The 25,671-nt window shown below is 33.9% G+C and carries 42 protein-coding genes; all 42 read right to left on the minus strand.

Annotated features, from left to right (window positions below; translation table 11 throughout):
- Nucleotides 1-11 precede the first annotated feature (11 nt).
- The 42 genes from rplM to GOM42_RS13340 all read right to left on the minus strand — a co-directional run bounded on the left by rplM (nucleotide 12) and on the right by GOM42_RS13340 (nucleotide 25,636).
- Nucleotides 12-446, minus strand: coding sequence for a 50S ribosomal protein L13 (gene rplM / locus GOM42_RS13135; protein ID WP_003454462.1), 435 nt, complete (start codon nucleotides 444-446; stop codon nucleotides 12-14).
- A 146-nt stretch (nucleotides 447-592) separates the two neighbouring features.
- Complete coding sequence (gene truA / locus GOM42_RS13140; protein WP_003460461.1) at nucleotides 593-1,327, minus strand: tRNA pseudouridine(38-40) synthase TruA; 735 nt, start codon at nucleotides 1,325-1,327, stop codon at nucleotides 593-595.
- 157 nt (nucleotides 1,328-1,484) lie between these two features.
- Entirely contained in the window at nucleotides 1,485-2,291 is an 807-nt protein-coding gene (locus GOM42_RS13145; RefSeq protein ID WP_003454368.1) for an energy-coupling factor transporter transmembrane component T, read from the minus strand.
- Between the two features lie 15 nt (nucleotides 2,292-2,306).
- Nucleotides 2,307-3,164 carry an energy-coupling factor transporter ATPase gene (locus GOM42_RS13150; RefSeq protein ID WP_003454522.1) on the minus strand — a complete coding sequence of 286 codons (858 nt, stop codon included), beginning with the start codon at nucleotides 3,162-3,164 and terminating at the stop codon, nucleotides 2,307-2,309.
- Nucleotides 3,149-3,994 (minus strand): energy-coupling factor transporter ATPase, encoded by an 846-nt coding sequence (locus tag GOM42_RS13155; protein WP_003454376.1) that lies wholly within the window; start codon nucleotides 3,992-3,994, stop codon nucleotides 3,149-3,151. Before GOM42_RS13155 ends, GOM42_RS13150 begins: the two co-directional genes overlap by 16 nt.
- A gap of 422 nt (nucleotides 3,995-4,416) precedes the next feature.
- The gene (gene rplQ, locus GOM42_RS13160) at nucleotides 4,417-4,758 is read right to left on the minus strand and encodes a 50S ribosomal protein L17 (protein ID WP_003454231.1); all 342 of its coding nucleotides are present in this window, start codon (nucleotides 4,756-4,758) and stop codon (nucleotides 4,417-4,419) included.
- 16 nt (nucleotides 4,759-4,774) lie between these two features.
- Nucleotides 4,775-5,722 carry a DNA-directed RNA polymerase subunit alpha gene (locus tag GOM42_RS13165; protein ID WP_003454404.1) on the minus strand — a complete coding sequence of 316 codons (948 nt, stop codon included), beginning with the start codon at nucleotides 5,720-5,722 and terminating at the stop codon, nucleotides 4,775-4,777.
- An 84-nt stretch (nucleotides 5,723-5,806) separates the two neighbouring features.
- Nucleotides 5,807-6,427, minus strand: coding sequence for a 30S ribosomal protein S4 (gene rpsD, locus GOM42_RS13170; protein ID WP_003470276.1), 621 nt, complete (start codon nucleotides 6,425-6,427; stop codon nucleotides 5,807-5,809).
- A gap of 23 nt (nucleotides 6,428-6,450) precedes the next feature.
- Nucleotides 6,451-6,846, minus strand: a complete 396-nt coding sequence (gene rpsK / locus GOM42_RS13175) for a 30S ribosomal protein S11 (RefSeq protein ID WP_003454436.1) — start codon at nucleotides 6,844-6,846, stop codon at nucleotides 6,451-6,453.
- 16 nt (nucleotides 6,847-6,862) lie between these two features.
- Nucleotides 6,863-7,228: a 30S ribosomal protein S13 gene (rpsM, locus tag GOM42_RS13180; RefSeq protein WP_003454489.1), complete on the minus strand. Its 366-nt coding sequence runs from the start codon at nucleotides 7,226-7,228 to the stop codon at nucleotides 6,863-6,865.
- 236 nt (nucleotides 7,229-7,464) lie between these two features.
- Nucleotides 7,465-7,578 (minus strand): 50S ribosomal protein L36, encoded by a 114-nt coding sequence (rpmJ, locus tag GOM42_RS13185; protein ID WP_003373491.1) that lies wholly within the window; start codon nucleotides 7,576-7,578, stop codon nucleotides 7,465-7,467.
- A 12-nt stretch (nucleotides 7,579-7,590) separates the two neighbouring features.
- On the minus strand, nucleotides 7,591-7,809 hold the full coding sequence (gene infA / locus GOM42_RS13190; RefSeq protein ID WP_003454491.1) for a translation initiation factor IF-1: 219 nt from the start codon (nucleotides 7,807-7,809) through the stop codon (nucleotides 7,591-7,593).
- 7 nt (nucleotides 7,810-7,816) lie between these two features.
- Nucleotides 7,817-8,095 carry a KOW domain-containing RNA-binding protein gene (locus tag GOM42_RS13195; RefSeq protein WP_003460478.1) on the minus strand — a complete coding sequence of 93 codons (279 nt, stop codon included), beginning with the start codon at nucleotides 8,093-8,095 and terminating at the stop codon, nucleotides 7,817-7,819.
- A gap of 88 nt (nucleotides 8,096-8,183) precedes the next feature.
- Entirely contained in the window at nucleotides 8,184-8,933 is a 750-nt protein-coding gene (gene map, locus GOM42_RS13200) for a type I methionyl aminopeptidase (protein ID WP_003454388.1), read from the minus strand.
- Complete coding sequence (locus GOM42_RS13205; RefSeq protein ID WP_003454337.1) at nucleotides 8,933-9,583, minus strand: adenylate kinase; 651 nt, start codon at nucleotides 9,581-9,583, stop codon at nucleotides 8,933-8,935. Before GOM42_RS13205 ends, map begins: the two co-directional genes overlap by 1 nt.
- A 26-nt stretch (nucleotides 9,584-9,609) precedes the next feature.
- Nucleotides 9,610-10,887 (minus strand): preprotein translocase subunit SecY, encoded by a 1,278-nt coding sequence (gene secY, locus GOM42_RS13210; RefSeq protein ID WP_003460476.1) that lies wholly within the window; start codon nucleotides 10,885-10,887, stop codon nucleotides 9,610-9,612.
- Nucleotides 10,888-10,889: 2 nt separating this feature from the next.
- Nucleotides 10,890-11,330 carry a 50S ribosomal protein L15 gene (gene rplO, locus GOM42_RS13215; protein ID WP_003454379.1) on the minus strand — a complete coding sequence of 147 codons (441 nt, stop codon included), beginning with the start codon at nucleotides 11,328-11,330 and terminating at the stop codon, nucleotides 10,890-10,892.
- Nucleotides 11,331-11,363: 33 nt separating this feature from the next.
- Nucleotides 11,364-11,543: a 50S ribosomal protein L30 gene (gene rpmD, locus GOM42_RS13220; RefSeq protein ID WP_034824315.1), complete on the minus strand. Its 180-nt coding sequence runs from the start codon at nucleotides 11,541-11,543 to the stop codon at nucleotides 11,364-11,366.
- Between the two features lie 5 nt (nucleotides 11,544-11,548).
- Nucleotides 11,549-12,046, minus strand: coding sequence for a 30S ribosomal protein S5 (gene rpsE, locus GOM42_RS13225; protein WP_003454272.1), 498 nt, complete (start codon nucleotides 12,044-12,046; stop codon nucleotides 11,549-11,551).
- Nucleotides 12,047-12,066: 20 nt separating this feature from the next.
- Nucleotides 12,067-12,426: a 50S ribosomal protein L18 gene (gene rplR, locus GOM42_RS13230; protein ID WP_003454424.1), complete on the minus strand. Its 360-nt coding sequence runs from the start codon at nucleotides 12,424-12,426 to the stop codon at nucleotides 12,067-12,069.
- Between the two features lie 30 nt (nucleotides 12,427-12,456).
- On the minus strand, nucleotides 12,457-12,996 hold the full coding sequence (gene rplF, locus GOM42_RS13235; protein ID WP_003454268.1) for a 50S ribosomal protein L6: 540 nt from the start codon (nucleotides 12,994-12,996) through the stop codon (nucleotides 12,457-12,459).
- Between the two features lie 96 nt (nucleotides 12,997-13,092).
- Entirely contained in the window at nucleotides 13,093-13,491 is a 399-nt protein-coding gene (gene rpsH / locus GOM42_RS13240; RefSeq protein WP_003454446.1) for a 30S ribosomal protein S8, read from the minus strand.
- A 33-nt stretch (nucleotides 13,492-13,524) separates the two neighbouring features.
- Nucleotides 13,525-13,710: a type Z 30S ribosomal protein S14 gene (locus tag GOM42_RS13245; protein WP_003470274.1), complete on the minus strand. Its 186-nt coding sequence runs from the start codon at nucleotides 13,708-13,710 to the stop codon at nucleotides 13,525-13,527.
- 16 nt (nucleotides 13,711-13,726) lie between these two features.
- Nucleotides 13,727-14,266: a 50S ribosomal protein L5 gene (gene rplE / locus GOM42_RS13250; protein ID WP_003454431.1), complete on the minus strand. Its 540-nt coding sequence runs from the start codon at nucleotides 14,264-14,266 to the stop codon at nucleotides 13,727-13,729.
- A gap of 22 nt (nucleotides 14,267-14,288) precedes the next feature.
- Entirely contained in the window at nucleotides 14,289-14,603 is a 315-nt protein-coding gene (gene rplX / locus GOM42_RS13255; RefSeq protein WP_003454257.1) for a 50S ribosomal protein L24, read from the minus strand.
- A 23-nt stretch (nucleotides 14,604-14,626) separates the two neighbouring features.
- Entirely contained in the window at nucleotides 14,627-14,995 is a 369-nt protein-coding gene (rplN, locus tag GOM42_RS13260) for a 50S ribosomal protein L14 (protein WP_003454425.1), read from the minus strand.
- 30 nt (nucleotides 14,996-15,025) lie between these two features.
- Nucleotides 15,026-15,280 carry a 30S ribosomal protein S17 gene (gene rpsQ, locus GOM42_RS13265; RefSeq protein WP_003454312.1) on the minus strand — a complete coding sequence of 85 codons (255 nt, stop codon included), beginning with the start codon at nucleotides 15,278-15,280 and terminating at the stop codon, nucleotides 15,026-15,028.
- 21 nt (nucleotides 15,281-15,301) lie between these two features.
- Complete coding sequence (gene rpmC, locus GOM42_RS13270; protein ID WP_003454396.1) at nucleotides 15,302-15,511, minus strand: 50S ribosomal protein L29; 210 nt, start codon at nucleotides 15,509-15,511, stop codon at nucleotides 15,302-15,304.
- Nucleotides 15,511-15,945, minus strand: a complete 435-nt coding sequence (gene rplP, locus GOM42_RS13275; protein ID WP_003454381.1) for a 50S ribosomal protein L16 — start codon at nucleotides 15,943-15,945, stop codon at nucleotides 15,511-15,513. The genes rpmC and rplP overlap by 1 nt, the downstream gene beginning before the upstream one ends.
- Before the next feature lie 30 nt (nucleotides 15,946-15,975).
- Nucleotides 15,976-16,644 (minus strand): 30S ribosomal protein S3, encoded by a 669-nt coding sequence (gene rpsC / locus GOM42_RS13280; protein WP_003454406.1) that lies wholly within the window; start codon nucleotides 16,642-16,644, stop codon nucleotides 15,976-15,978.
- A gap of 20 nt (nucleotides 16,645-16,664) precedes the next feature.
- Nucleotides 16,665-17,000 (minus strand): 50S ribosomal protein L22, encoded by a 336-nt coding sequence (rplV, locus tag GOM42_RS13285; RefSeq protein ID WP_003454177.1) that lies wholly within the window; start codon nucleotides 16,998-17,000, stop codon nucleotides 16,665-16,667.
- 27 nt (nucleotides 17,001-17,027) lie between these two features.
- Nucleotides 17,028-17,309, minus strand: coding sequence for a 30S ribosomal protein S19 (gene rpsS / locus GOM42_RS13290; RefSeq protein ID WP_003454422.1), 282 nt, complete (start codon nucleotides 17,307-17,309; stop codon nucleotides 17,028-17,030).
- A gap of 70 nt (nucleotides 17,310-17,379) precedes the next feature.
- Nucleotides 17,380-18,213 carry a 50S ribosomal protein L2 gene (gene rplB, locus GOM42_RS13295; RefSeq protein ID WP_003460473.1) on the minus strand — a complete coding sequence of 278 codons (834 nt, stop codon included), beginning with the start codon at nucleotides 18,211-18,213 and terminating at the stop codon, nucleotides 17,380-17,382.
- A gap of 54 nt (nucleotides 18,214-18,267) precedes the next feature.
- Nucleotides 18,268-18,561 carry a 50S ribosomal protein L23 gene (rplW, locus tag GOM42_RS13300; protein WP_003454311.1) on the minus strand — a complete coding sequence of 98 codons (294 nt, stop codon included), beginning with the start codon at nucleotides 18,559-18,561 and terminating at the stop codon, nucleotides 18,268-18,270.
- Nucleotides 18,561-19,175 (minus strand): 50S ribosomal protein L4, encoded by a 615-nt coding sequence (rplD, locus tag GOM42_RS13305; RefSeq protein WP_003454270.1) that lies wholly within the window; start codon nucleotides 19,173-19,175, stop codon nucleotides 18,561-18,563. The genes rplW and rplD overlap by 1 nt, the downstream gene beginning before the upstream one ends.
- A 24-nt stretch (nucleotides 19,176-19,199) precedes the next feature.
- Nucleotides 19,200-19,829 (minus strand): 50S ribosomal protein L3, encoded by a 630-nt coding sequence (rplC, locus tag GOM42_RS13310; RefSeq protein ID WP_003476250.1) that lies wholly within the window; start codon nucleotides 19,827-19,829, stop codon nucleotides 19,200-19,202.
- Nucleotides 19,830-19,911: 82 nt separating this feature from the next.
- On the minus strand, nucleotides 19,912-20,220 hold the full coding sequence (rpsJ, locus tag GOM42_RS13315; RefSeq protein ID WP_003479233.1) for a 30S ribosomal protein S10: 309 nt from the start codon (nucleotides 20,218-20,220) through the stop codon (nucleotides 19,912-19,914).
- A 695-nt stretch (nucleotides 20,221-20,915) separates the two neighbouring features.
- Nucleotides 20,916-22,109 carry an elongation factor Tu gene (gene tuf / locus GOM42_RS13320; protein WP_003452162.1) on the minus strand — a complete coding sequence of 398 codons (1,194 nt, stop codon included), beginning with the start codon at nucleotides 22,107-22,109 and terminating at the stop codon, nucleotides 20,916-20,918.
- Nucleotides 22,110-22,181: 72 nt separating this feature from the next.
- Entirely contained in the window at nucleotides 22,182-24,248 is a 2,067-nt protein-coding gene (fusA, locus tag GOM42_RS13325) for an elongation factor G (RefSeq protein WP_003460612.1), read from the minus strand.
- Between the two features lie 80 nt (nucleotides 24,249-24,328).
- Entirely contained in the window at nucleotides 24,329-24,799 is a 471-nt protein-coding gene (gene rpsG / locus GOM42_RS13330) for a 30S ribosomal protein S7 (RefSeq protein ID WP_003452182.1), read from the minus strand.
- Between the two features lie 159 nt (nucleotides 24,800-24,958).
- On the minus strand, nucleotides 24,959-25,339 hold the full coding sequence (rpsL, locus tag GOM42_RS13335; RefSeq protein ID WP_003452165.1) for a 30S ribosomal protein S12: 381 nt from the start codon (nucleotides 25,337-25,339) through the stop codon (nucleotides 24,959-24,961).
- Between the two features lie 57 nt (nucleotides 25,340-25,396).
- Nucleotides 25,397-25,636: a ribosomal L7Ae/L30e/S12e/Gadd45 family protein gene (locus GOM42_RS13340; RefSeq protein WP_003452175.1), complete on the minus strand. Its 240-nt coding sequence runs from the start codon at nucleotides 25,634-25,636 to the stop codon at nucleotides 25,397-25,399.
- Nucleotides 25,637-25,671 lie beyond the last annotated feature (35 nt).

Consider the following 25,671-nt stretch of genomic DNA (forward strand, 5'->3'; position numbering starts at 1 on the left):
CGAGCTTATAATTAGTATCTTAACTCAAGTACTTCTGGTTTTTGAGCAGCGTGATCGTGCTCAGCTCCTCTGTACACGTTTAATTTCTTTAACATTTTTCTTCCTAAAACGCCTGTTGGAAGCATTCTTCTAACTGCTTCTTCGAAAGCAAATTCAGGTTTCTTTTCTAAAACTTCTCTGTATGGAGTTTCTTTTAATCCACCAGCGTATAAGCTGTGTTTTCTTAACATTTTTTGGTCTAATTTCTTACCAGTTAAAACAACTTTCTCAGCGTTTATAACGATAACGAAATCTCCACAGTCAACATTTGGTGTAAATGTTGGCTTGTTCTTTCCTCTTAATATTGAAGCAACTTGGCTAGCAACTCTTCCTAGTGGCTTTCCAGCAGCGTCAACAACATACCATTTTCTTTCAACTTCTTGTGCTTTTGCAATGTATGATTTCATCGTTTTCCCTCCCTAGAATTTTAAAATAGGTTTTATATGTCCTCGTACTTTATGTTAAGATTCATATTGAATCCCGTACATCTCTCTTACAAACAAATACAATTATAATACACGCTTACGGGCGTGTCAATACATTTCATCTACTTTTAGTAAAAAACTTTTTCTAAGCATAATCCTGTTGGAGGAACACAAATTCCAGCTTTTTTTCTATCACCAGAATCTATGACTTCCTTTATATATTCTGGCTTCTCTTTTCCTCTTCCCACTTTAAGTAATGTTCCTACAATTAATCTTACCATATTATATAAAAAACCATCTGCTGACACATATATTTTAATTTTATTTCCTTCTGTTTCAATATGAATATCGGTTATTGTTCTTACAGAGGTCTTAACTGTCCCACCTGGTCTTTGAAAGGCCTTAAAGTCATGTTTTCCTAAAAAGTATTTACATGCTTCTTTCATAGATTCAACATCTAATTGCTTTTTAACATGATATACATAATTTCTTTCTAAGGCTGGTGGCTCTTCTCTATTTAGTATTGTGTAACAATAAGTTTTACCTGTAGTCATATACCTAGCATGAAAATCCTCAGCTACCTCTTCTGAATTCATTATTACTATATCCTTTGGTAATTTTGAATTTAATGCAGCCTTAAAATTTTTTCCTGGTATATTAGAATTAGTTTTAAAATTAGCCACATAGGCCTTAGCATGGACTCCTGAATCTGTTCTACTACTTCCTAATATTTCTACCTCTTCTTTAGTAACCTTCTTTATAGCCTCTTCTACCTTCTGCTGAATAGTATTTCCTATAGGCTGTTTTTGCCACCCAAAATAAGATGTTCCATCATATTCTATAGTTAATTTTATATTCCTCATATAATCATTCCTTTATTTTTTTATAAAACAATATTTTAAATCATAAATAATTAATTCTTCAAACAAAGAAAGACTACAAATTTGCAGTCTTTCTTTTATATTATCAATATTTATTTTATATTAAAAGTCTAAATGTAAAAACAAAATTTAATTTATACTAGAAAACTCTTACTACTATTGATAAAACTAAAAGTACTCCAGCCATTCCAAAAGAAATAAAATCATTTTTAGAATACTTTAATATCTTCATTCTAGTTCTTCCATCGCCACCTCTATAGCATCTTGCTTCCATAGCCATAGCTAACTCATCAGCTCTTCTAAAAGAACTAATAAATAAAGGAATTAATAGTGGTATTAAACTCTTAGCTTTTTGTATTATGTTTCCTGATTCAAAATCTGCACCTCTAGCTTTTTGTGCTTTCATTATTTTATCAGTTTCATCAATTAAAGTTGGTATAAATCTTAAAGCAATTGTCATCATCATTGCTAATTCATGAGCTGGAACCCCTATCTTTTTAAATGGTTTTAATAAACTTTCAATACCATCAGTTAATTCTATTGGTGATGTTGTAAGTGTTAATACTGAAGTTCCCATTATAAGCAAGATAAGTCTTAATGCCATAAATATAGCTGTTCTTATTCCTTCCTTATAAATATATAAAAACTTCCAATGCCATATAAGGGTATCTTCTGTACCTTTTATCATAAAAATATTAAGTGCTGCTGTTATAGCTATTAATAAAAATACAGGTTTAAGTCCTTTATATAAATATTTAAATTGTAATTTAGATATTAATACTGTTGCACCTAAAAAGGCAATTATGAATATATATCCCCAAAACTTATCTACTATAAATAATGAAGCAATAAAAATAAATGATATTAATATCTTAGTCCTTGGATCTAATTTATGTACAAAAGAATCCCCAGGAATATATTGACCTATAGTAATGTCCTTTAACATAATTTCTTATCCTTCCTAATTATTATTCCTTATTATTTCTAAAAGAGCTTCCTTAGCTTGAGAAATTGTAAATATCTCTTCTGATATATTAAAGCCCTTGTTTCTTAACTCTCTTATTAGATAAGTTACTTGAGGAACGGCCAATCCTATTTTTTCTAAAGTTTCAACCTCTTTAAATACCTCTGCAATCTTTCCATCTAAAACTATTTCTCCACTATTCATAACAATTACTCTATCAGCAATCTTAGCTACATCTTCCATGCTGTGACTAACCATTATTATAGTCATTCCATACTCTTTATGAAGAAGTCTTATTTGAGCAAGTATGTCTTCTCTTCCCTTTGGGTCTAACCCAGCTGTTGGTTCATCTAATATAAGAACCTTAGGCTCCATAGCTATAACCCCAGCTATGGCAACTCTTCTCTTTTGACCTCCACTTAGATCAAAAGGAGATTTGTCTTTATATGTTTCATAGTCAAGCCCAACCATCTCCATGGACTTTTTAACTCTTTTACTTATTTCTTCTTCACTGATTCCTAAGTTTCTTGGACCATACTCAATATCTTTTTCAATAGTCTCTTCAAATAATTGATACTCTGGATATTGAAATACTAATCCTACCTTTTTTCTAATATCGCTTAATTTAACTTTTTTATCTGCTATATTAACACCATCAACTATTATATTCCCACTAGTAGGACTTAATAATCCATTTAAATGCTGTATAAATGTTGATTTTCCTGAGCCAGTATGCCCAATTAATGCTACAAACTCTCCATCTTCTATTTCACAGTTTATATTATTTAATGCTATTTTTTCAAAAGGTGTTTTAGGCATATATATGTGATTTAAATTTTCTATTTTAATTGACATAAAGCATTCACCATCTCATCTATATTTAATATTTCTGTTGATATATCTACTCCCTCTTTTTGAAGCTCATAAGCTAATTCAGTAACTTGAGGAACATCTAACCCAATTGACTTTATTTTTTCTACTTGAGAAAAAATTTCCCTAGGAACCCCTTCCATTACCTTTTCACCTTTATCCATAACTATTATTCTATCAGCTTGTGCAGCTTCATCCATATAGTGAGTTATAAGTATTATAGTAATTCCAAACTTTTTATTTACTTCCTTTATAGTTTTCATTACTTCATTTCTACCTGAAGGATCTAGCATTGCTGTAGGTTCATCTAATACTATGCATTTAGGTCTCATTGCTAATATACCCGCAATAGCAATTCTCTGCTTTTGCCCTCCTGATAATAAATGTGGTGCATGTTTTCTATACTCATACATACCTACTGCTTTTAATGAATCATCTACTCTTTCTCTTATCTCCTTCGGATCAACACCTAAATTCTCTGGTCCAAAAGCCACATCTTCTTCAACTATTGTTGCTACTAATTGATTATCTGGATTTTGAAAAACCATTCCAGCTCTTCTTCTAACTTCCCAAAGATTTTCTATATCAGAAGTATCTAATCCATCTACATACATCTTTCCACCACTAGGAAGTAATAAAGCATTCATATGCTTTGCCATAGTTGATTTTCCTGAACCGTTATGACCTAATATAACTAAAAATTCTCCCTTTTTAACTTCCATAGAAACGTGATTTATTGCAACCTTTTCAGTTTGTTCTTCAGCATTGACATATTTAAAAACTAAGTCTTCACTTTTAATCATATTTTCTCCCATACTAGCCTCCTGTAAAGCTACCTTTAACTACTTTAGAGTTAAAATACATAACTCTTTTTCTCAATATGTATTGAGTTTAATAATTTTTTTATGTATAAAAAAAATACCTACTTATAAAATAATACTATTAATAATTTTATTTTGTAAATAGATATTTCCTTATTTTAACCTTTTATATAAAATTATCTTCCTTAAAATATGTTTATTAAAAAATTTCTTTAAACACATAATATACCTTTAAATTCAAAACTATTATAGGTTAAATCTAAAATTTTATACTAGTAGTAAAAATAATATATTCTGTTTTATTATATATTACTTTGTTATATATATTTAAAATACTCATGATAAAAAATAATATAAAATATTTTATATGACAAAAGAGGATTAAGTAAAAACTTAATCCTCTCTAAAGAAATATATTATACTAATTCAAGTATAACAACTTCAGCTCCGTCTCCTCTTCTAGGACCAACTTTGTACATTCTAGTGTATCCACCGTTTCTTTCAGCGTACTTTGGAGCTATGTTGTCAAATAAGTTTTTAACAACTTCTTCTTCTGTAACAAATGCTAACACTTGTCTTCTTGCGTGTAAATCTCCTCTTTTTGCAAGAGTGATCATTTTTTCTGCAAGGCTTCTAGTTTCCTTAGCTCTTGTTTCAGTAGTTTCTATTTTACCATGCTTTAAGAAGCTTGTAACAAGATTTCTAAGCATAGCTTTTCTTTGATCAGTAGGACGACCTAACTTACGATATCCTGCCATGGCTTTACCTCCTCACCTACTCGTCATTTAGTCTTAAATTTAAGCCTAACTCGTTTAACTTTCTTTCTACTTCTTCTAGAGATTTCTTACCTAAGTTTCTAACTTTCATCATATCATCCATGCTCTTGCCCGCAAGCTCTTGAACAGTGTTTATACCTGCTCTCTTTAAGCAATTGTATGATCTTACTGATAAGTCAAGCTCTTCTATAGTCATCTCTAAAGCTTTTTCTTTTTTATCTTCTTCTTTTTCAATCATTATCTCAACATCATTAGCGTTGTCAGTTAAAGTCATGAATAATTTGAAGTGCTCTATAAGAATTTTAGCTGATAATGAAATCGCTTCTTCTATTCTTATAGTTCCATTAGTCCAAATTTCTAATGTAAGTTTATCATAGTCAGTAATTTGACCAACTCTTGTATTTTGAACAGAGAAATTAACTCTCTTTACAGGAGTGTATATAGAATCTATAGCAATAGCTGATAATGGAAGATCTTCTGTTTTATTTTTGTTTTGAGTAACATATCCTCTTCCTCTATTAACTACGATTTCCATATATAACTTACCATCGTTGTCTAATGTAGCGATATGTAGATCTTTGTTTACAACTTCTACATCACCATCTGTTTTTATATCTGCTCCAGTAACAACACCTGGTCCTTGAGCATCAATATAAATAGTTTTTGGTCCTTCACCTTCCATAGTAAGTGCTAACATTTTAAGATTTAAGATTATCTCTGTAACATCTTCTTTAACACCTGTTATTGTTGAAAACTCATGAAGAACTGAATCTATTTTAACTGAAGTTGGAGCCACTCCAGGTAAAGAAGAAAGTAATATTCTTCTTAATGCATTACCAAGAGTTATTCCATAACCTCTTTCTAATGGTTCTATCTCAAACTTACCATATGTTCCGTTATCGTTTGATTCAACACATTGAATTACTGGCTTTTCTATTTCTAACATTTAAAAACCCTCCTTAATATTAAAATGGCAACCTTATGAGGGCAACTGATCCAATTGTAAAAGTACTCTTAAGATCAATAATTATTATTTGCTGTATAACTCGACGATTAGAGTCTCGTTAACTGGTACGTCGATATCTTCTCTTGCAGGCTCAGCAACAACTTTACCTTCGAAATTTTCAACGTTAGCTTCTAACCATTTTGGTAAAGCTTTTGGATTTTCAGCAAACATTTTGAATCTTTCTGATCCTCTGCTCTTTTCACAAACTGTTATAACATCGTTAACTGATACTTTGAATGATGCTATATCAACTTTTTTACCATTTACTAAGAAATGACCGTGGTTTACTAATTGTCTAGCTTCTGTTCTTGAAGCACCATATCCTAATCTGTAAACAACGTTATCTAATCTCATTTCTAATAATTTAAGTAAGTTTTCACCGGCGATTCCTCTCATTTTTTCAGCTCTTTCATATGTGTTTCTGAACTGACCTTCAAGAACTCCGTATATTCTCTTAGCTTTTTGCTTCTCTCTTAATTGTGTTCCGTAGTTAGATAATTTCTTTCTGCTTGCTCCGTGTTGTCCTGGTGCATAACTTCTTCTAACGAAAGCACATTTATCTGTATAACATCTATCCCCTTTTAGGAATAATTTCATACCTTCTCTTCTACATAACTTACATGTAGCTCCAGTATATCTTGCCATTCATTACACCTCCCGTGACGTTACTAAACTCTTCTTCTTTTTGGTGGTCTACATCCATTGTGTGGGATTGGAGTTACATCTTTTATTAAAGTAACTTCTAATCCAGCTGCTTGTAAGCTTCTTATAGCTGCTTCTCTTCCAGCACCTGGTCCTTTTACGTAAACCTCAACGCTTTTTAATCCGTGTTCCATAGCTGCTTTAGCTGCTGTTTCAGCTGCCATTTGAGCTGCAAATGGTGTGCTCTTTCTTGAACCTTTGAATCCAAGGCCACCAGCACTTGCCCATGCTAATGCATTTCCTTTTGCATCAGTTAAAGTAACTATTGAGTTATTGAATGTTGATTGGATGTGTGCTGCACCATGCTCAACATTTTTTCTTTCTTTTCTTCTTCTAGTTTTTTTAACTTTTTGAGCTGCCATTGTCTTCCCTCCTTAACTATTTCTTCTTATTAGCTATTGTCTTCTTAGGACCTTTTCTAGTTCTAGCATTAGTCTTAGTTTTTTGTCCTCTAAGTGGAAGACCTTTTCTATGTCTGATTCCTCTATATGAACCAATCTCAACTAATCTCTTTATGTTTAAAGCAACTTCTCTTCTTAAGTCACCTTCAACTGTTAAATCTTTAATGTAGTTTCTTATTGAGTTTACTTCTTCCTCAGTAAGATCCTTAACTCTTGTATCAGGATTAACTCCAGTTACTTCAAGAATTTTTTGTGATGTAGGTAATCCTATACCATATATATAAGTTAGACCTATTTCAACTCTTTTTTCTCTTGGTAGGTCGATACCTGCTATTCTTGCCATTAATGTTACACCTCCTGGTAATTAAAATACGAAATTGATTTACATTAAATAAGTAACTCAATTGCTCTATTGTTTATTTATATTTAAAATTTTAGGTTGATGGTTTTATCCATCACAGCCGCACCTAAAATTTATTTGCTATTATTTAAATGCCTATATAATCATATTTTACTTTTAAATAAAAGTCAATAAGAATTCGCTCCCAATTGACCTTTTTATTATGTTTTATTTACCTATTAGCCTTGTTTTTGTTTGTGCTTAGGATTTTCACAGATTACCATTACTCTTCCTTTTCTTTTTATAACTTTGCACTTTTCGCAAATAGGCTTAACTGATGGTCTTACTTTCATCGCTAACCCTCCTTATTTTGCTCTCCATGTAATTCTACCTCTTGTAAGATCATATGGTGAAAGTTCCACAGTAACCTTATCTCCTGGTAAAATTCTTATGAAGTTCATTCTTAACTTTCCTGAGATATGTGCTAATATTTTATGCCCACTCTCTAATTCAACTTCAAACATTGCATTTGGTAAAGCTTCTAAAACTGTACCTTGCATTTCAATTATATCACTTTTTGACATAAGGTAATCAAACCTCCTTGTTAGTGCTACTAAGCTTTAAAAATCTTTTTATTTTAAGATTTGCATTCTTATCCTTTGATATTATACATGATTTTAACTCATCATCCAATATCTCAGTAAGCACTACATGTTTTATTTTTTTCTTTTTTGGCATTTCAATAGTCTTAGTTGCTCCATTTGCCACTAGTAGATCATCATCTACCAATCCAATCACAATATATGATTTTCCTGTATCTCTTCCAGCATTTGAAGTAACTAATCTACCGATTAAATCAGTTTCTTGCAACTTATCCACCTCAAAGATTACCTTAGTCATAAACTACAAATTCCTTATAGGCAAATGTTAATTTATAACTAAGCAATATATATTAAAACTATTTTATAAGTGTTAATATTTCAGGACCATTAGGTAAAATTGCAACTGTGTTTTCATAGTGTGCAGAAAGTTTCCCATCTGCTGTTACTACTGTCCAGCCATCATCTAAAGTCTTGACTCTATATGATCCCATGTTTACCATCGGTTCAATAGCTAATACCATTCCTGCCATTAACTTTGGACCTCTGCCTGGTCTACCGAAATTAGGAACTTCAGGATCTTCATGGACTTTTCGGCCAATTCCATGTCCTACAAAGTCTCTAACAACAGAAAATCCATTGGCTTCAACATATTGCTGTATTTCATTAGAAATATCCGTTAATCTATTGTCTACATATGCCTTTTCTATACCTTTAAAAAAGGATTCTTCAGTAATTCTAATAAGCTTTTCTGCCTCTTCTGATATATTACCTACACCAAAAGTTCTAGCAGCATCACTGTGAAATCCATTTAGACAAACTCCACAATCAATAGAAACAATGTCTCCATCCTTTAATTCATAACTTCCTGGGAAACCATGAATTACTTGATTATTAACAGATATACATAATGAAGCTGGGAAACCATACAATCCTTTGAAGGATGGTGTAGCTCCATGCTTAGTTATAAACTCTTCAGCTATTCTATCTAATTCCGTAGTAGTAATACCAGGTCTTACTTTCTCCTTAAGCAGGTTAAGTGTCTCTCCAAGAATCTTTCCTGCTTTCCTCATTAGGTCGATTTCATTCTCATTCTTAAGAATTATCATTACTTGTCGCTCCCTAATATTTTACAGATACTCTCAAAGACCTCGTTTATTGCTTGTGTTCCATCTACTACTGAAAGTTGCTTTTTGTTTTTATAAAAATCAATTAATGGTTGTGTTTGATTTTCATACACATCAAGTCTTTCCTTAACTGTTTCTTCAGTGTCATCTTTTCTTTGAATAACATCTGATCCGCAAAGATCACATTTTCCATCATTAGTTGGTGGATTAAACTTTATGTGATAACTTGCTCCACATGAAGGACAAACTCTTCTTCCTGTCATTCTTTCAAGTATGAATTCTTTAGGTACTTCTATTAAAAGAGCTGTGTCTATTGACTCTTCTCTTTCAGTTAAAAAGTTATCTAAAGCTTCTGCTTGATGAACTGTTCTTGGGAAACCATCTAATAAATATCCATTCTTACAATCATCTTGTTGAAGTCTATCTTTTACCATGTTGATAGTTACTTCATCTGGAACTAACTGTCCATTATCCATGTATGATTTAGCCTCAATACCTAAAGGAGTGTTCTCTGAAATATTTTTTCTAAAGATATCTCCTGTAGATATATGAGGAATTGAATATCTATTACTAATTGATTTTGCCTGTGTTCCTTTTCCTGCTCCAGGAGGACCTAATAAAACTATCTTCACGGGCATCATCTCCATAACTTGTATTTCTATTTTAAGAATCCTTGGTAATGTCTCATTGTTAATTGAGATTCTAATTGTCTCATTATCTCTAATGAAACAGAAACTAGAATTAACAGTGATGTTCCTCCAAACTGTATTCCTTGGAAAGGAGTATAGTTTGCAACTAAAATAGGAACTACTGCTATAATAGCAGCAAAACATCCACCAAACATTGAAATTCTATTTAATACTTTCTCTAAATAAATCTCTGTTGGTTTTCCAGGTCTTATTCCAGGAATGAAACCTGATGATTTATGCATATTCTCAGCCATTTCATCTGGCTTAAATGTTATTTGAGTATAGAACCAAGTAAAGAATATAGTCAGTAATGCATATAATACTGGATACATCCAAGTCTTTGCATTGAAAGGACTGTAAGAAGATCCTGTAATCCATTGTGACCATCCAGCTTCTGGGAAGAATTGAGCTATAGTTGTTGGGAAACTCATAACAGACATAGCAAAGATTATTGCTATAACAGTTGTTCCAATAATACTTAATGGAATATGAGTTGATTGTCCCTTCATCATTTTATTACCTACGGCTTTACCTGCATATTGTACAGTAATTCTTCTTTCAGCTAATGATAAGTAAATTACACCTGCTAATAAAGCTAATGTAAAGAAAATAAATAATGCTACTTCAACAACATTTATTTTACCTATCTTACTTAAGTTATATATTTGATAACCAGTCATTGGTAAGCTTGATAATATATTTGCAAATATTATCAAAGAAGTACCATTTCCTACTCCTTTAACTGTAATTTGATCTCCTAACCACATTAAGAAAGTTGATCCAACTACTAGTGTTAGTAATATTAAAAACATACTAACTGGAGAATTGCTCTTAAGTGCGCCAACATTGTTAATTATCACATAACTTCCATAAGCAGTGATTGCTCCAATAACAATTGAAGCATATCTAGTTATCTTTTGGATTTTCTTTCTTCCATCATCTCCCTCTTTAGATAATTGTTCTAATTTAGGAATTGCAACTGTTAAAAGTTGCATAATGATTGAAGCATTGATGTATGGTACAACACCTAAAGCGAATATACTAAATCTACTAAAAGAACCACCAGAAATTAAATCATAGAAGCTTACTAAGCTTCCTGATTGTGTTAAAGCTTTTAGACTATCTGTATCAATTCCAGGAACAGGAATATAACTTCCCATCCTGAAAATTGCTATTAAGAATACAGTCCAAATTATTTTTTTTCTTAAATCTTGAACCTTCCAGGCATTACGTAGGGTTGATAGCACGATTATTTCACCTCAACTTTTCCTCCAGCTGCAACTATTTTTTCAGCTGCTTGCTTTGATAACTTGCAACCTGCGATAGTTAAGCTCTTTTCTATGTTTCCATTTCCTAAGATCTTAACTCCGTCCATTAGTTTACTTACTACTCTTCTTTCTAATAGTAATTCTGGAGTAACTTCTGTTCCATTATCGAATATGTTTAATCTATCAACATTGATTGTTACAAAATGTTTTGTAAATGGGTTAGTGAATCCTCTTTTAGGAAGTCTTCTGTATAATGGCATTTGACCACCTTCGAATCCAGGTCTAACTCCACCACCTGATCTAGCATTTTGACCTTTTTCACCTTTTCCGGCATTTCTTCCTAAGCCTGAACCAGTACCTCTACCAACTCTTTTTGGAGCTGATTTACTACCAGCTGCTGGTCTTAATTCATGAAGTTTCATATGTTATTACACCTCCTCTAACGCTCTATTTAATTATGCTTCTTCAACTTTTAGTAGATAACTTATTTTGTTTATCATACCTTTTATTTGAGGAGTTCCCTCATGCTCTACTGTTTTACCTATTTTTCTAAGTCCAAGGGCATGTGCAGTAGCGATATGGTCTTTCTTTCTACCAATTAAGCTTTTAACTAATGTTACCTTTAGCATCGCTATCCCTCCTAACCTATTATCTCTTCAACAGATTTTCCTCTTAATTTAGCTATATCTTCAGCTGTTCTTAAGTTAGCTAATCCGTTGATAGTTGCTTTTACCATGTTTCTTGGGTTGTTTGAACCTAATGATTTAGCTCTAACATCCTTTAATCCTGCTAATTCAAGAACTGATCTTGCAGGACCTCCAGCTATAACTCCTGTACCTTCAGTAGCTGGCATTATAAGTACATCTCCTGTACCGAATTTTCCGTGTATTTCATGAGGAACAGTAGTTCCAACGATTGAAACTTCTACTAAGTTTTTCTTAGCATCTTCTATTCCTTTTCTTATTGCTTCAGGGATTTCGATAGATTTACCAGTTCCAACACCAACGTGTCCGTTCTCGTCTCCAACAACAACTAACGCACTGAATCTGAAGTTTCTACCACCCTTAACAACCTTAGTAACTCTGCTTATACTAACAACCTTTTCTTTAAGGTCTAGTGTGCTAGGATCGATTCTCATGTATTTCCCCTCCTTGTAGATTAGAATTTTAATCCGGCTTCTCTTGCTCCGCTAGCTAAAGCCTCAACTCTTCCGTGATATACGTATCCACCTCTGTCGAATACTACATCATTTATTCCTTTTTCTATAGCTCTTTTAGCAACTAATTCTCCAACTAATTTAGCAGCTTCTTTGTTGCTTCCTTTAACTTCGATAGCTTTATCTAAGCTTGAAGCAGCTACTAAAGTAACAGCATTAACGTCGTCTATTATTTGAGCATATATGTTCTTTTCACTTCTATATACAGATAATCTTGGTCTTTCTGGAGTTCCGAATACCTTCTTACGAACTCTTAGGTGACGTCTTTCTCTTGCTTCTTTTCTGTCTGCCTTTTTGAACATAAGGTTCACTCCTTTCTATATTAGTATTTATTATTTACCAGTTTTACCTTCTTTTCTTCTTATAACTTCATCAGAGTACTTGATTCCTTTACCTTTGTATGGTTCAGGTTTTCTCCATGATCTGATGTTAGCAGCAACTGCTCCAACTTTTTCTTTATCGATACCTTCAACGATAACTTTAGTTGTTCCGTCTAATTTGAAGTCTACTCCATCAACTGCTTCAACTTCTACTGGATGTGAATATCCTAAGTTCATAACAAGTTTCTTTCCTTGTAATTGAGCTCTGTATCCAACTCCGTTTAACTCTAAAGTTTTTGAAAAACCTTGGCTTACTCCAACAACCATGTTGTTAAGTAAAGCTCTAGTTAATCCGTGAAGTGCTCTGTGTTCTTTAACGTCACTTGGTCTAGTAACAACTACTTGAGCATCTTCTACAGCTATATTAATGTCTTTGTGCATAGCTTTAACTAACTCACCCTTAGGGCCTTTTACTGTAACAACGTTCTCTGGTGTTACAGTAACAGTTACTCCAGCAGGGATAGCTATAGGCATTTTACCTACTCTTGACATAATGCGCACCTCCTGTGAATTTGGTCCTTATATTTTTTTAAATCATCTCTTTGCTTCAATCTATTTAAATCTATGTTATTTTCTCACTCTAAAAAATTACCAAACGTAGCAGATAACTTCTCCGCCTAATCCTAATTTTCTAGCTTCTCTGTCAACTACTAATCCTTTTGAAGTTGATATTAAAGCGATACCTAATCCGTTTAATACTCTAGGAACTTCATCTTTCTTGCAGTAAACTCTTAAACCTGGTTTTGATATTCTCTTTAAACCAGTTATAACTCTTTCATTGTTTGCTCCGTACTTTAAAGTTAATCTCATCATAGGAACTACACCATCGTTGTACTCCTCTACTCCTTTAAGATAACCTTCTTGTAATAATATATTTACGATAGCCTTCTTAACACTTGAAGAAGGTACTTCAACAACTTCGTGTCTTACTGAGTTCGCGTTTCTCACACGAGTTAGTAAGTCTGCGATAGGATCTGTCATAACCATTATATTGTGCCTCCTTTCATTCTACTAGTTATATTACCAGCTTGCCTTTCTACATCCAGGAATTTCACCTTTGTAAGCTAATTCTCTGAAGCAGATACGGCAAATTCCGAATTTCTTTAATACAGAATGTGGTCTTCCACATAATCTACATCTAGTATACGCTCTAGTTTTGTATTTAGGTTCTTTTTTCCATTTTTCGATCATTGCCTTACGAGCCATGCGTATCCCCTCCTTATTATTGAGCGAATGGCATTCCAAGGAATCTTAATAATTCTCTTGCTTCTTCGTCTGTGTTAGCACTAGTAACGAAGATTATATCCATTCCTCTTACTTTATCTACTTTATCATACTCGATTTCTGGGAATATTAATTGTTCCTTAATTCCTAATGAGTAGTTTCCTCTTCCATCAAATGCTTTAGCTGAAACTCCTCTGAAGTCTCTTACTCTTGGTAAAGCTATTGAAACTAATTTATCTACGAATTCGTACATATTAGTCTTTCTTAAAGTAACTTTACATCCTAAAGCCATGTTCTCTCTTATTTTAAAGTTAGCAACTGACTTTTTAGCTCTTGTTAATACAGGCTTTTGTCCAGCGATTATTTGTAAATCACTAACAGCTGATTCTAGAACCTTAGGATTATCTTTAGCTTCTCCTACTCCCATGTTTATAACAACTTTTTCTATTTTAGGAACTTGCATTATGTTTTTGTATCCGAACTTTTCCATCATAGCTGGAACTACTTCTTTTTCATATCTTTCTTGAAGTCTATTCACGTAAAGTACCTCCTTTCAAATTTTAGAATGTTTCTCCACACTTCTTACATACTCTTACTTTTGCACCGTCTTCTAATAACTTATGGCTTATTCTTGTAGCCTTTTTGCATTTTTCACAGAATAACATAACTTTTGAGCTGTTTATTGCAGCTTCCATTTCTATTATTCCACCTTGCATGTTTTGTCTATTAGGTTTTTGATGCTTTTTAACTAAGTTAACTCCTTTAACTACTACTTTACCAGTCTTAGGAATTACTCTTAAAACTTCACCAGTTTTTCCTTTATCTTTACCTGATATAACTACTACTGTGTCGTTCTTTCTAACATGTACCTTCATCTTAGCCACCTCCTAATCGTTTATTATAGAACTTCTGGTGCTAATGATAAGATTTTATTGAACTCATTATCTCTTAGCTCTCTTGCAACTGGTCCAAAGATACGAGTTCCTCTTGGTTGCTTATCATCTTTTATTATTACAGCTGCATTTTCATCAAATTTGATGTATGAACCGTCAGCTCTTCTTAGTCCTCTTACTGATCTTACAATAACTGCTTTAACTACTTCGCCTTTTTTAACAACTCCGCCTGGTGTTGCACTTTTAACGCTAGCAACTATTACATCTCCGATATTTCCGAATTTTCTTTTAGATCCGCCTAAAACTCTTATGCACATTATTTCTTTTGCACCTGAGTTGTCAGCAACCTTTAGTAAGGTTTGTTGTTGTATCATGAAATTAACCTCCTTTCAGACTTTAGAAAACTATTTTGCTTTCTCTACTATCTCAACAAGTCTCCATCTCTTATCTTTTGATAATGGTCTAGTTTCCATTATAAGAACTCTATCTCCGAATCTAGCCTCATTATTTTCATCATGAGCTTTGAACTTAGTTGTTCTGTTAACAGTTTTTCCGTATAGTGGATGTCTAACCTTTGTTTCAACCGCAACAACGATAGTCTTATCCATTTTATCAGAAACAACTCTACCTAATCTCTTTTTTCTTAAATTTCTTTCCACAGCGGTTACCTCCTTTCAGGATTACTGCTCAATCTTTAACTCTTCTTCTCTTATGATTGTTTTGATTTGAGCTATTGATTTTTTTACTTCTCTGATTCTCATTGGGTTTTCTAATTGACCTGTAGCTAATTGGAATCTTAAATTGAATAACTCAGCTTTAAGGTCTCCTAATTTCTTTATTAAATCTTGAGGATTGCTTGTTCTTAGTTCTTTTAACTCTCTAGCTTTCATTATTCTTCACCACCCATTTCCTCAAAATCTCTTCTTGTAACGAACTTAGTCTTTACAGGAAGTTTGTGTGAAGCAAGTCTCATAGCTTCTCTTGCTTTCTCTTCATCAACTCCAGATAACTCGAATAAAACTCTACCTGGTTTAACTACTGCTACCCAGTATTCAACTGAACCTTTACCTGAACCCATTCTTGTTTCAGCTGGTTTCTCAGTTACAGGTTTGTCTGGGAATATTTTTATCCAAAGCTTTCCGCCTCTTCTTATATATCTATTGATAGCTATTCTCGCAGCTTCTATTTGGTTACTAGTGATCCATCCACAAGTTGTAGCTTGGATTCCGAAATCTCCGTAAGCTAGAAAGTTTCCTCTAGTTGCCTTACCTTTCATTCTACCACGTTGTACCTTACGATGTTTAACTCTTTTAGGCATTAACATGTTATATTCCTCCTTTCTTAGTGCATCCTATTATGCGTTAGCTTCTTCCTTTTTTTCAACTTTTTTAGTTGGAAGAACTTCTCCATTGTAAACCCACACTTTAACACCGATTTTACCGTAAGTTGTATCAGCTTCAGCAAATCCATAGTCGATGTCAGCTCTTATTGTTTGTAGTGGGATTGTTCCTTCATTGTATTGCTCAGTTCTTGCTATTTCAGCTCCACCTAATCTTCCTGAACAAGCAGTTTTAACACCTAATGTGCCAGCTTTCATTGCTCTTTGGATAGTTTGCTTCATAGCTCTTCTGAATGATATTCTCTTTTCTAATTGAGCAGCAATGTTTTCAGCCATTAATTGAGCGTTAGTTTCAGCGTTCTTAACCTCAACAATGTTTATTAAAACATTTTTCTCAGCTATTATATTTTTTAAGCTAGCTTTTAATCTTTCGATTCCTGAACCACCTTTTCCGATGATTACACCTGGCTTAGCTGTGTGTATGTTTAACTTAACTCTTTTAGCTGATCTTTCGATTTCAATCTTAGCGATTCCAGCTGAGAAAAGTTCTTTCTTTATGAATTTTCTTATTTGTTGGTCTTCGATTAAGTTATCAGCAAAATTTTTCTTATCAGCATACCATTTTGCATCCCAATCTTTAATTACACCAACTCTTAGTCCGTGAGGATGTACTTTTTGTCCCATGCTTTTCCCTCCTTACCTTATTAAGCTCTTTCTTTAACAACAAGTGTTATGTTACTTGTTCTCTTGTTTATTCTGAATGCTTTACCATGATCCATTGGTCTGAATCTTTTTAATGTTGGTCCGTGACCTACATGTGCTTCTGCAACGAATAATCTGTTAGCATCTAATTCGTGATTGTTCTCCGCATTAGCTACCGCTGATTTTAAAACTTTGCTTATAACCTCAGCAGCATCTCTTGGAGTATATTTTAAAATTGCGAAAGCTTCGTTTACGTTCTTTCCTCTTATTAAATCAAGAACAACTCCTACTTTAGTTGGAGACATTCTTACATATTTAGCTATAGCTTTAGCTTCCATCTAAAGATCCTCCTTTCCCGGATACTATTATTTTCTCTTTGATGTTTTTTCGTTTTTAATATGACCTTTGAAAGTTCTTGTTAAAACGAATTCTCCTAATTTATGTCCAACCATATCTTCTGTAACATAAACTGGGATATGTTTTCTTCCATCATGAACAGCTATTGTATGGCCTATCATTTGTGGGAATATAGTTGAGCTTCTTGACCAAGTTTTGATAACTTTCTTATCTCCATTTTGGTTCATTTCTTCTATTTTCTTTAAAAGACCTGCATGCACGAAAGGTCCTTTCTTAATTGATCTACTCACTAGAATTTCCTCCCTTCATAAACTTAATTATGCCGCCAAACTGTGAAGAGAATATTTAATTCTCTCCAAACTATTTAGCGTTTCTTCTCTTAATGATGAATCTATCTGAGTATTTTTTGTTCTTTCTAGTTTTGTATCCAAGTGCTGGTTTACCCCATGGAGTAACTGGACTTGGTCTACCGATAGGAGATCTACCTTCTCCACCACCGTGAGGGTGATCGCAAGGGTTCATTACAGAACCTCTAACTGTTGGTCTCCATCCCATGTGTCTCTTTCTACCAGCTTTACCGATATTTACGATCTCATGAGTTGTGTTTGATACTGTTCCAACAGTAGCTTTACATTCGATTCTTACGTATCTCATTTCACCTGATGGTAATCTTAATGTAGCATAGTTTCCTTCTTTAGCCATTAACTGAGCTGAAGTACCTGCTGATCTTACCATTTGGCCACCTTTTCCAGCTTGTAACTCTATGTTATGAACAAAAGTACCTACTGGCATGTGTTTTAATTGAAGAGCGTTACCTGGCTTGATATCAGCCTCTGGTCCTGATACTACTGTATCTCCTACTTTTAAACCTACAGGAGCAAGTATGTATCTCTTCTCTCCATCAGCATAAACAACAAGTGCTATGTAAGCTGATCTGTTTGGATCGTACTCTACTGTAGCAACTTTTGCTGGGATTCCATCCTTATTTCTTTTGAAATCTATTATTCTATATTTTCTCTTAGCTCCACCACCATGGTGTCTAACAGTTATTTTACCTTGTGCGTTTCTACCACCAGTTTTCTTTAAAGAAACAAGAAGTGACTTCTCTGGTGCATTTGTAGTAACTTCTTCAAATGTTGGCATAGTCATTTGTCTTCTTGATGGTGTAGTTGGGTTAAACTTTTTAAGTGCCATTATTGTCCCTCCTTCTTATAGCTTATCTGGCCTTCAACCAATACCTGCTTTTTATTATTGCATTCCTTCGAAGAATTCGATGCTGCTACCTTCTGCTAAAGTTATAACAGCTTTTTTGAAGTCAGCTCTTTTTCCGATGTGAACTCCAACTCTCTTAGTTTTTCCTTCGAATCTCATAGTCTTAACGTCAGCAACTTTTACGTTGAAAACTTCTTCTACAGCTCTCTTTATTTGTACTTTGTTAGCTGCCATATGAACTATGAAGGTGTATTTATTTTCAGCCATAGCTGCCATACTCTTTTCAGTTATAACTGGTTTTCTGATTATATCATGGCTTGTTAACTTCATTATGCGTACACCTCCTCAATTTTGTTTACAGCTTCTTTAGTTATCATTAATGTTTTGCAGTTTAATAAATCATAAACATTGATGTTGTTAACAGGCATAACTGTTACACCTTCTATGTTTCTTGCTGATTTATATACATTTTCATTAACTTCAGCTGTTATTATTAATGTCTTCTTAGCTTCGAAAGCATTTAACATTTTAACTGCTTCCTTAGTTTTTGGAGCTTCGAAAGTTAAGTCTTCTAAAACAACCATATCTGCAACTTTGCTAGTTAAAGCAGAAGTCATAGCTACTTTTCTCATGCTCTTTGGTATTGACATTCTGTAATCTCTTGGTTTTGGTGCAAATACAACTCCACCTTTGATCCATTGAGGCGCTCTGATAGAACCTTGTCTTGCTCTACCTGTTCCTTTTTGTCTCCAAGGCTTGATTCCGCCTCCTCTTACCTCAGATCTTGTTTTAGCTGATTGAGTACCTTGTCTCTTGTTAGCTAATTGAGCTACTACTACTTGGTGTAAAGCATATTTGTTTACTTCTACTCCGAATACTTGCTCATTTAATTGGATATCTCCAACTTGTTGTCCTTCTTTATTAAATAAACCTACTTTAGGCATTACGCTTCCTCCTTTCTACAGAAATTAAGCCTTAACGCTGTTTCTTATAACTACTGTGCCTTTATTTGGACCTGGGATTCCACCCTTGATTAAGATGATGTTCTTTTCAGGCATTATCTTAACAACTTCTAAGTTAAGAACAGTTGTGTTCTTAGCTCCCATATGTCCAGGCATTCTTTTGTTCTTGAAAGTTCTTGATGGGTCTGAAGCAGCTCCCATTGAACCTGGTGCTCTGTGGAATTTAGAACCGTGAGACATTGGTCCTCTACTAGCATTCCATCTTTTGATTGTACCTTGGAATCCCTTACCTTTAGAAACTCCTGATACGTCTACTTTGTCTCCAATTTCAAATGTGTCAACCTTTATTTCGTCTCCAACATTGTAATTAGCAACATCTTCCATTCTGAACTCTTTTAAAGTTCTTCTTAAAGAAACACCTGCTTTAGCGAAATGTCCTTTTCTTGGTTTGTTAACTAATTTTTCTCTTAATTCACCGAATCCAACTTGTATTGCGTCATATCCATCAGTTTCAACTGTTTTCTTTTGAACTACAACACATGGACCAGCTTCAACTACAGTTACAGGGATTACTCTACCATTCTCATCGAATATTTGAGTCATTCCAACTTTTTTACCTATTATAGCTTTTTTCATGTGGTTACACCTCCTAAACATATTAGCGGATTGCCTCTGCAATCATAACAGTTCAATCTCTTAATTCAATCTAAATAAACTATTAAAGTTTTATTTCGATATCAACACCTGCTGGTAAGTTTAATCTCATTAATGCATCAACAGTTTTTGGTGATGGATTAACGATGTCTATTAATCTCTTATGAGTTCTTACTTCGAACTGCTCTCTTGAGTCTTTGTACTTATGTACAGCTCTTAAGATTGTTATAACGTCTTTTTCAGTTGGTAGTGGAACTGGTCCAACAACCTTTGCTCCTGTAGACTTAGCAGTTTCAACAATTTTCTCAGCTGATTGATCTAATATTGTATGATCAAATGCTTTTAATCTTATTCTTATTTTTTGTTTTGACATTTGGTTTCCCTCCTTTTCATGTACGCTTTACTTCTAACGCACAACAGTAAGCATTGTGTAAACTGTCCCTGGTGTTTCACACTTTAGACATGCACACGTAACCCCTGTCGTCGGATTCTAGATCCTAACATGCTCATCAAGAATTACCCGGAAGTCCGGCAACCTCTTGATTCATCGCTGTTCGCTTTACAACTTCTTCATTATACTATGTATATTATGTTTTTTCAAGTATTTTTTTAGAAGTTTTAACATATACATTTATGTACTATCTTTACCCCAAAACCGTTCAAAAAAATAAAGCACTAATATTAATAATATACTATTTTTTTAATTTTTCAACAAGAATTTTATTCCTAAAAAAATTTTATATTATTATTCTTACCAAAAATATTTTTCCTAAATTATATTATATTTATTTTTTCTATAAAATCAACAAAAAAATAAAAGAGAGGATAATATATCCACTCTTTTATATTAAAGGCCTATTTAATGAACACTCTTTTAAATTAAAAACTATTGCGCGTTAATTTTAGATTTTAAAGAGTCTTCTAATATATACGTCTATATATTAGAAACTTTTCTTAGTTAACTCTCAGCTTATAAACTTTTGCGCTAAGTATATAAGTGAGTTTTAACTAAGCATAAATTCCCGTTGTTCATCGGTACTAATAAAAAATTTATTTAAAAAGTTAAAATTACTCGATTATTGAAGTAACAACTCCTGAACCTACAGTTCTTCCACCTTCTCTGATAGCGAATCTTAATCCTTCATCCATAGCGATTTCTGTGATTAATTCAACTTCCATGTCGATGTGGTCTCCAGGCATAACCATTTCCATTCCTTCTGGTAATTTGATTGATCCTGTAACGTCTGTTGTTCTGAAGTAGAATTGTGGTCTGTATCCATCGAAGAATGGAGTATGTCTTCCACCTTCTTCTTTTTTAAGTACGTATACTTGACCTACGAATTTTTTGTGTGGGTTGATTGTTCCAACTTGTGCTAAAACTTGACCTCTTTCGATGTCAGTTCTTTGGATACCTCTTAATAATGCTCCGATGTTATCTCCAGCTTGTGCTTCATCTAATAACTTTCTGAACATTTCGATTCCTGTTACAACAGTTTTTCTTCTTTCTTCAGTTAATCCGATTACTTCTACTTCGTCTCCTACATGTAGAACTCCTCTTTCAACTCTTCCTGTTGCAACTGTTCCTCTACCAGTGATTGTGAATACGTCCTCTACTGGCATTAAGAATGGCTTATCTGTTGCTCTTTCTGGTGTTGGGATGTAGCTATCTACAGCATCCATTAACTCTCTGATACAAGCTGTTGCAGCTTCGTCAGTTGGGTTTTCTAATGCTACTAAAGCTGATCCTTTGATTACTGGAATGTCGTCTCCTGGGAAGTTGTACTCGCTTAATAACTCTCTAACTTCCATTTCAACTAATTCTAATAATTCTTCGTCGTCAACCATATCTGCTTTGTTTAAGAATACTACGATGTGGTCAACTCCAACTCTTGATGATAATAAGATGTGCTCTCTTGTTTGAGGCATTGGACCATCAGCTGCTGAACAAACTAATATAGCTCCGTCCATTTGAGCTGCTCCAGTGATCATGTTTTTAACGTAGTCAGCATGTCCTGGACAGTCAACGTGAGCGTAGTGTCTGTTAGCTGTTTCGTACTCAACGTGTGCTGTGTTGATTGTGATTCCTCTTTCTTTTTCTTCTGGAGCTTTATCTATTTCATCATATTTGAATGCTTCTGCCCCACCAGCTTGTGCTAAAACTGTTGTTATAGCTGCTGTTAAAGTTGTTTTACCGTGGTCTACGTGACCGATTGTTCCAATGTTAACGTGTGGTTTGCTTCTTTCAAATTTTGCTTTTGACATTGCAAATTCCTCCTTTAATTTAAAAATATTATATACATTTATATATTAAAGAAGCTTTAAAAGCTTCTTTAATTATTTATTTTTTTTACCTGCAACTTCTTCTTGGATGCTCTTAGGAACGTCATCATAGTGATCGAATTCCATTGCATAAGTTCCTCTACCTTGAGTTCTTGATCTTAATGCAGTTGCGTATCCAAACATTTCTGATAGTGGGATGAATGCTCTTATGATTTGTGCACCATTTCTTGAGTCCATTCCTTCCATTCTACCTCTTCTTGAGTTAACATCTCCTATAACGTCTCCCATGTACTCTTCTGGTACAGTGATTTCAACTTTCATTATAGGCTCAAGTAATACAGCATCAGCTTTAGCCATAGCGTTTTTGAATGCCATAGATCCAGCTATTTTGAATGCCATTTCAGATGAATCGACATCATGGTATGATCCGTCGAATAATCTTATTTTGAAGTTTATAACTGGGTATCCAGCTATTATACCACTTTCTGCAGCTTCTCTGATTCCGTTATCTACTGCTGGAATGTATTCTCTTGGAATAGCTCCTCCAACGATAGCATTTTCGAATTCATATTCGCCTTCAGTTGGTATCATTTCTATCTTACAGTGACCGTATTGTCCTCTACCACCAGATTGTCTAGCAAATTTAGCTTCTGCTTCAACAGCCTTTTTGATAGTTTCTTTGTAAGCAACTTGAGGAGCACCTACGTTACACTCAACTTTGAATTCTCTTTGTAATCTATCAACGATGATATCTAAGTGAAGCTCACCCATACCAGCTATGATAGTTTGACCTGTTTCTTGATCAGTCCAAGTTTTGAAAGTTGGATCCTCTTCAGCAAGCTTTGATAAAGCTATACCCATTTTTTCTTGACCAGCTTTTGTCTTTGGCTCGATAGCTATAGATATAACTGGCTCTGGGAATTCCATCTTTTCAAGTATTATTGGAGCTGCTTCCGTACATAAAGTATCTCCAGTAGTTGTATTCTTAAGACCTATTACAGCTCCTAATTCAGCTGCTTCTAATGATTCAACTTCCTCTCTTGAGTTAGCGTGCATCTTAACAAGTCTTCCTATTCTTTCTTTTTTACCCTTAGTTGAGTTTAATACGTATGAACCGCTCTCTAAAACTCCTGAGTAAACTCTTGTGAATGCTAATCTTCCAACGAATGGGTCAGTAGCTATTTTGAATGCTAAAGCTGACATTGGAGCGTCATCTGAAGCTTCTCTAACTTCTTCTTCACCGTCTAAGTTAGTACCTTTAACAGCAGGTATGTCTAATGGTGATGGTAAGTAATCAACAACACCATCGATCATTTGTTGAACACCTTTGTTTTTGTATGATGATCCACAGATAACTGGGATTATTTCATTGTTGATAGTAGCTTTTCTTAAAGCAACTTTTAATTCTTCAAGAGTTAATTCTTCACCTTCTAAGTATTTCATCATTAACTCTTCATCAGTTTCAGCTATAGCTTCAATCATAGCAGCTCTGTACTCTTCTGCTTTATCAGCTAAATCAGCTGGAACATCACTTACTTCTATATCTTTTCCTAAGTCATCTTTGAAGATTATTGCTTGGTTAGTTAATAAATCAACCATTCCTTGGAATTGATCTTCTTGACCTATTGGAATTTGAATTGCAACAGCATTAGCTTGTAATCTTTCTCTAACTGTGTTTATACAGTTGTAGTAGTCTGCTCCTGTAGCATCCATTTTGTTTACGTATATCATTCTTGGAACGCCGTACTTGTCTGCCTGTCTCCAAACAGTTTCAGTTTGTGGTTCAACTCCACTCTTAGCATCAAGAACAGTAACAGCTCCATCAAGAACTCTTAATGATCTTTCAACCTCAACTGTGAAGTCTACGTGTCCTGGAGTATCGATTATGTTTAATTCATAACCTTTCCAGAAACAAGTTGTAGCAGCAGAAGTTATTGTTATACCTCTTTCTTGCTCTTGAGCCATCCAGTCCATAGTTGAAGCTCCATCATGAGTTTCCCCTATTTTGTGGTTTCTTCCTGTATAGAAAAGAATACGCTCAGTAGTAGTTGTTTTACCAGCATCTATATGTGCCATTATTCCGAAGTTACGGAATTTTTCTAACGGATATTGTCTAGCCATTGTGACTCCTCCTCTCAACGTATAGTGTTTTTAAATTCAACAAAACTGTTTTGGCTTTTAGCCAAAACAGTTTCATTTTATTAATATCTGTAATGAGCAAATGCTTTATTAGCTTCAGCCATTTTGTGAGTATCTTCTCTCTTCTTAACAGCTGCTCCAGTATTGTTAGCTGCATCCATTAATTCTCCAGCTAATCTTTCTCTCATGTACTTCTCGCCTCTTTTTCTTGAAGCTGCAAGAAGCCATCTTAATCCTAAAGTCTGTCTTCTTTCAGGTCTTACTTCTATTGGAACTTGGTAGTTAGCACCACCTATTCTTCTAGCTTTAACCTCTAATAAAGGCATTATGTTGTTCATTGCTTCCTCAAAAACTTCCATAGCATCTCTGCCAGTTTTCTCATTGATTATTTGGAAAGCATCGTAGCATATTTTTTGTGCTACTCCTTTTTTACCATCTTCCATTACGTTATTTATTAACTTAGTAACAACTTTTGAATTGTACACTGGATCTGGTAATACATCTCTTTTTGCAATATGTCCTTTTCTTGGCACTTTTCTTCCCTCCTTAACAATTTTTGTTTAAGTTCATCGGTACTCGACACAACTTAATCGATTGTCGTAAAGTGCTTGCTTCATAATCTATATTTAAACTTCGAACAGTTATTTATCTAAACTTGAAGACATAGCACTTAAACTAAGTTTAAGCAACAATTATTTCTTTTGCTTTGGTTTCTTAGCACCGTACTTTGATCTTCCTTGCATTCTGTTAGCTACTCCAGCTGAGTCTAAAGCTCCTCTTACTATGTGGTATCTAACACCAGGAAGGTCTTTAACTCTTCCACCTCTTATAAGAACAACACTATGCTCTTGTAAGTTGTGGCCTACACCAGGAATGTAAGCTGTTACTTCGTATCCATTAGTTAATCTTACTCTGGCGATTTTTCTTAACGCTGAGTTAGGTTTCTTAGGAGTAGTTGTTTTAACTACAGTACAAACTCCTCTTTTTTGTGGACACTCTTTAAGAGCTGGTGCAGTTGATTTTGATGCTACTGTTTTTCTGCCTTTTCTTACTAATTGGCTTATAGTTGGCATACTTTCACCTCCTGATAAATTATTTAACTATCTATATAAATTTTAGATGTTAACACTCTAATCTAAGATTAATGCTACAGCTGATTTTACATCTATGCCACACATTTCCCCTAGAATTTTCATGTTTTTAACATGTTTTATTTCAATTCCACATTTTTCCGCTAATTCTACCAATGGAGTGACCATTTTATCGTTAGCATTTTTTGCAACATACAAAATTTTTCCTTCACCGTTTTTCATAGCTTTTGTGGACTGTTTTATGCCAATAACTTTTTTTCCTAAAAGTCTGTCTACCATAAGATTACCTCCATTGTAAATAATCATGTAGACAA

It is taken from the genome of Clostridium sp. 16K-1-R1, assembly GCF_023921145.1.
Classification (GTDB): domain Bacteria; phylum Bacillota; class Clostridia; order Clostridiales; family Clostridiaceae; genus Sarcina; species Sarcina perfringens.

Bases quoted from the DNA above. Each gene is read 5' to 3' on its own strand.
- rplM (WP_003454462.1), bottom strand. From the start codon at position 446: ATGAAATCATACATTGCAAAAGCACAAGAAGTTGAAAGAAAATGGTAT.
- truA (WP_003460461.1), bottom strand. From the start codon at position 1,327: ATGAGGAATATAAAATTAACTATAGAATATGATGGAACATCTTATTTT.
- GOM42_RS13145 (WP_003454368.1), bottom strand. From the start codon at position 2,291: ATGTTAAAGGACATTACTATAGGTCAATATATTCCTGGGGATTCTTTT.
- GOM42_RS13150 (WP_003454522.1), bottom strand. From the start codon at position 3,164: ATGTCAATTAAAATAGAAAATTTAAATCACATATATATGCCTAAAACA.
- GOM42_RS13155 (WP_003454376.1), bottom strand. From the start codon at position 3,994: ATGGGAGAAAATATGATTAAAAGTGAAGACTTAGTTTTTAAATATGTC.
- rplQ (WP_003454231.1), bottom strand. From the start codon at position 4,758: ATGGCAGGATATCGTAAGTTAGGTCGTCCTACTGATCAAAGAAAAGCT.
- GOM42_RS13165 (WP_003454404.1), bottom strand. From the start codon at position 5,722: ATGTTAGAAATAGAAAAGCCAGTAATTCAATGTGTTGAATCAAACGAT.
- rpsD (WP_003470276.1), bottom strand. From the start codon at position 6,427: ATGGCAAGATATACTGGAGCTACATGTAAGTTATGTAGAAGAGAAGGT.
- rpsK (WP_003454436.1), bottom strand. From the start codon at position 6,846: ATGGCAGCTCAAAAAGTTAAAAAAACTAGAAGAAGAAAAGAAAGAAAA.
- rpsM (WP_003454489.1), bottom strand. From the start codon at position 7,228: ATGGCAAGAATAGCAGGTATCGACCTACCAAGAGAAAAAAGAGTTGAA.
- rpmJ (WP_003373491.1), bottom strand. From the start codon at position 7,578: ATGAAAGTAAGACCATCAGTTAAGCCTATTTGCGAAAAGTGCAAAGTT.
- infA (WP_003454491.1), bottom strand. From the start codon at position 7,809: ATGTCAAAAAGTGATATAATTGAAATGCAAGGTACAGTTTTAGAAGCT.
- map (WP_003454388.1), bottom strand. From the start codon at position 8,933: ATGATAATTCTTAAGAATGAGAATGAAATCGACCTAATGAGGAAAGCA.
- rplO (WP_003454379.1), bottom strand. From the start codon at position 11,330: ATGAAACTTCATGAATTAAGACCAGCAGCTGGTAGTAAATCAGCTCCA.
- rpsE (WP_003454272.1), bottom strand. From the start codon at position 12,046: ATGAGAATCGATCCTAGCACACTAGACCTTAAAGAAAAGGTTGTTAGT.
- rplR (WP_003454424.1), bottom strand. From the start codon at position 12,426: ATGTTCAAAAAGGCAGACAGAAAAGAAGCAAGAGAAAGACGTCACCTA.
- rplF (WP_003454268.1), bottom strand. From the start codon at position 12,996: ATGTCAAGAGTAGGTAAAATGCCTATAGCTATCCCTGCTGGAGTAACT.
- rpsH (WP_003454446.1), bottom strand. From the start codon at position 13,491: ATGGTTATGACAGATCCTATCGCAGACTTACTAACTCGTGTGAGAAAC.
- GOM42_RS13245 (WP_003470274.1), bottom strand. From the start codon at position 13,710: ATGGCTCGTAAGGCAATGATCGAAAAATGGAAAAAAGAACCTAAATAC.
- rplX (WP_003454257.1), bottom strand. From the start codon at position 14,603: ATGAAGGTACATGTTAGAAAGAACGACACAGTAGTAGTTATATCAGGT.
- rplN (WP_003454425.1), bottom strand. From the start codon at position 14,995: ATGATACAACAACAAACCTTACTAAAGGTTGCTGACAACTCAGGTGCA.
- rpmC (WP_003454396.1), bottom strand. From the start codon at position 15,511: ATGAAAGCTAGAGAGTTAAAAGAACTAAGAACAAGCAATCCTCAAGAT.
- rplP (WP_003454381.1), bottom strand. From the start codon at position 15,945: ATGTTAATGCCTAAAAGAGTTAAACATCGTAAGGTACAACGTGGTAGA.
- rpsC (WP_003454406.1), bottom strand. From the start codon at position 16,644: ATGGGACAAAAAGTACATCCTCACGGACTAAGAGTTGGTGTAATTAAA.
- rplV (WP_003454177.1), bottom strand. From the start codon at position 17,000: ATGGAAGCTAAAGCTATAGCTAAATATGTAAGAATGTCTCCAACTAAA.
- rplB (WP_003460473.1), bottom strand. From the start codon at position 18,213: ATGGCACTTAAAAAGTTTAACCCAACTACACCATCAAGAAGACAAATG.
- rplW (WP_003454311.1), bottom strand. From the start codon at position 18,561: ATGAAGTTAACAAGCCATGATATAATCAGAAAACCAGTTATAACTGAA.
- rplD (WP_003454270.1), bottom strand. From the start codon at position 19,175: ATGCCTAAAGTAGGTTTATTTAATAAAGAAGGACAACAAGTTGGAGAT.
- rplC (WP_003476250.1), bottom strand. From the start codon at position 19,829: ATGAAAAAAGCTATAATAGGTAAAAAAGTTGGAATGACTCAAATATTC.
- rpsJ (WP_003479233.1), bottom strand. From the start codon at position 20,220: ATGTCAAAACAAAAAATAAGAATAAGATTAAAAGCATTTGATCATACA.
- tuf (WP_003452162.1), bottom strand. From the start codon at position 22,109: ATGTCAAAAGCAAAATTTGAAAGAAGCAAACCACACGTTAACATTGGA.
- fusA (WP_003460612.1), bottom strand. From the start codon at position 24,248: ATGGCTAGACAATATCCGTTAGAAAAATTCCGTAACTTCGGAATAATG.
- rpsL (WP_003452165.1), bottom strand. From the start codon at position 25,339: ATGCCAACTATAAGCCAATTAGTAAGAAAAGGCAGAAAAACAGTAGCA.
- GOM42_RS13340 (WP_003452175.1), bottom strand. From the start codon at position 25,636: ATGGTAGACAGACTTTTAGGAAAAAAAGTTATTGGCATAAAACAGTCC.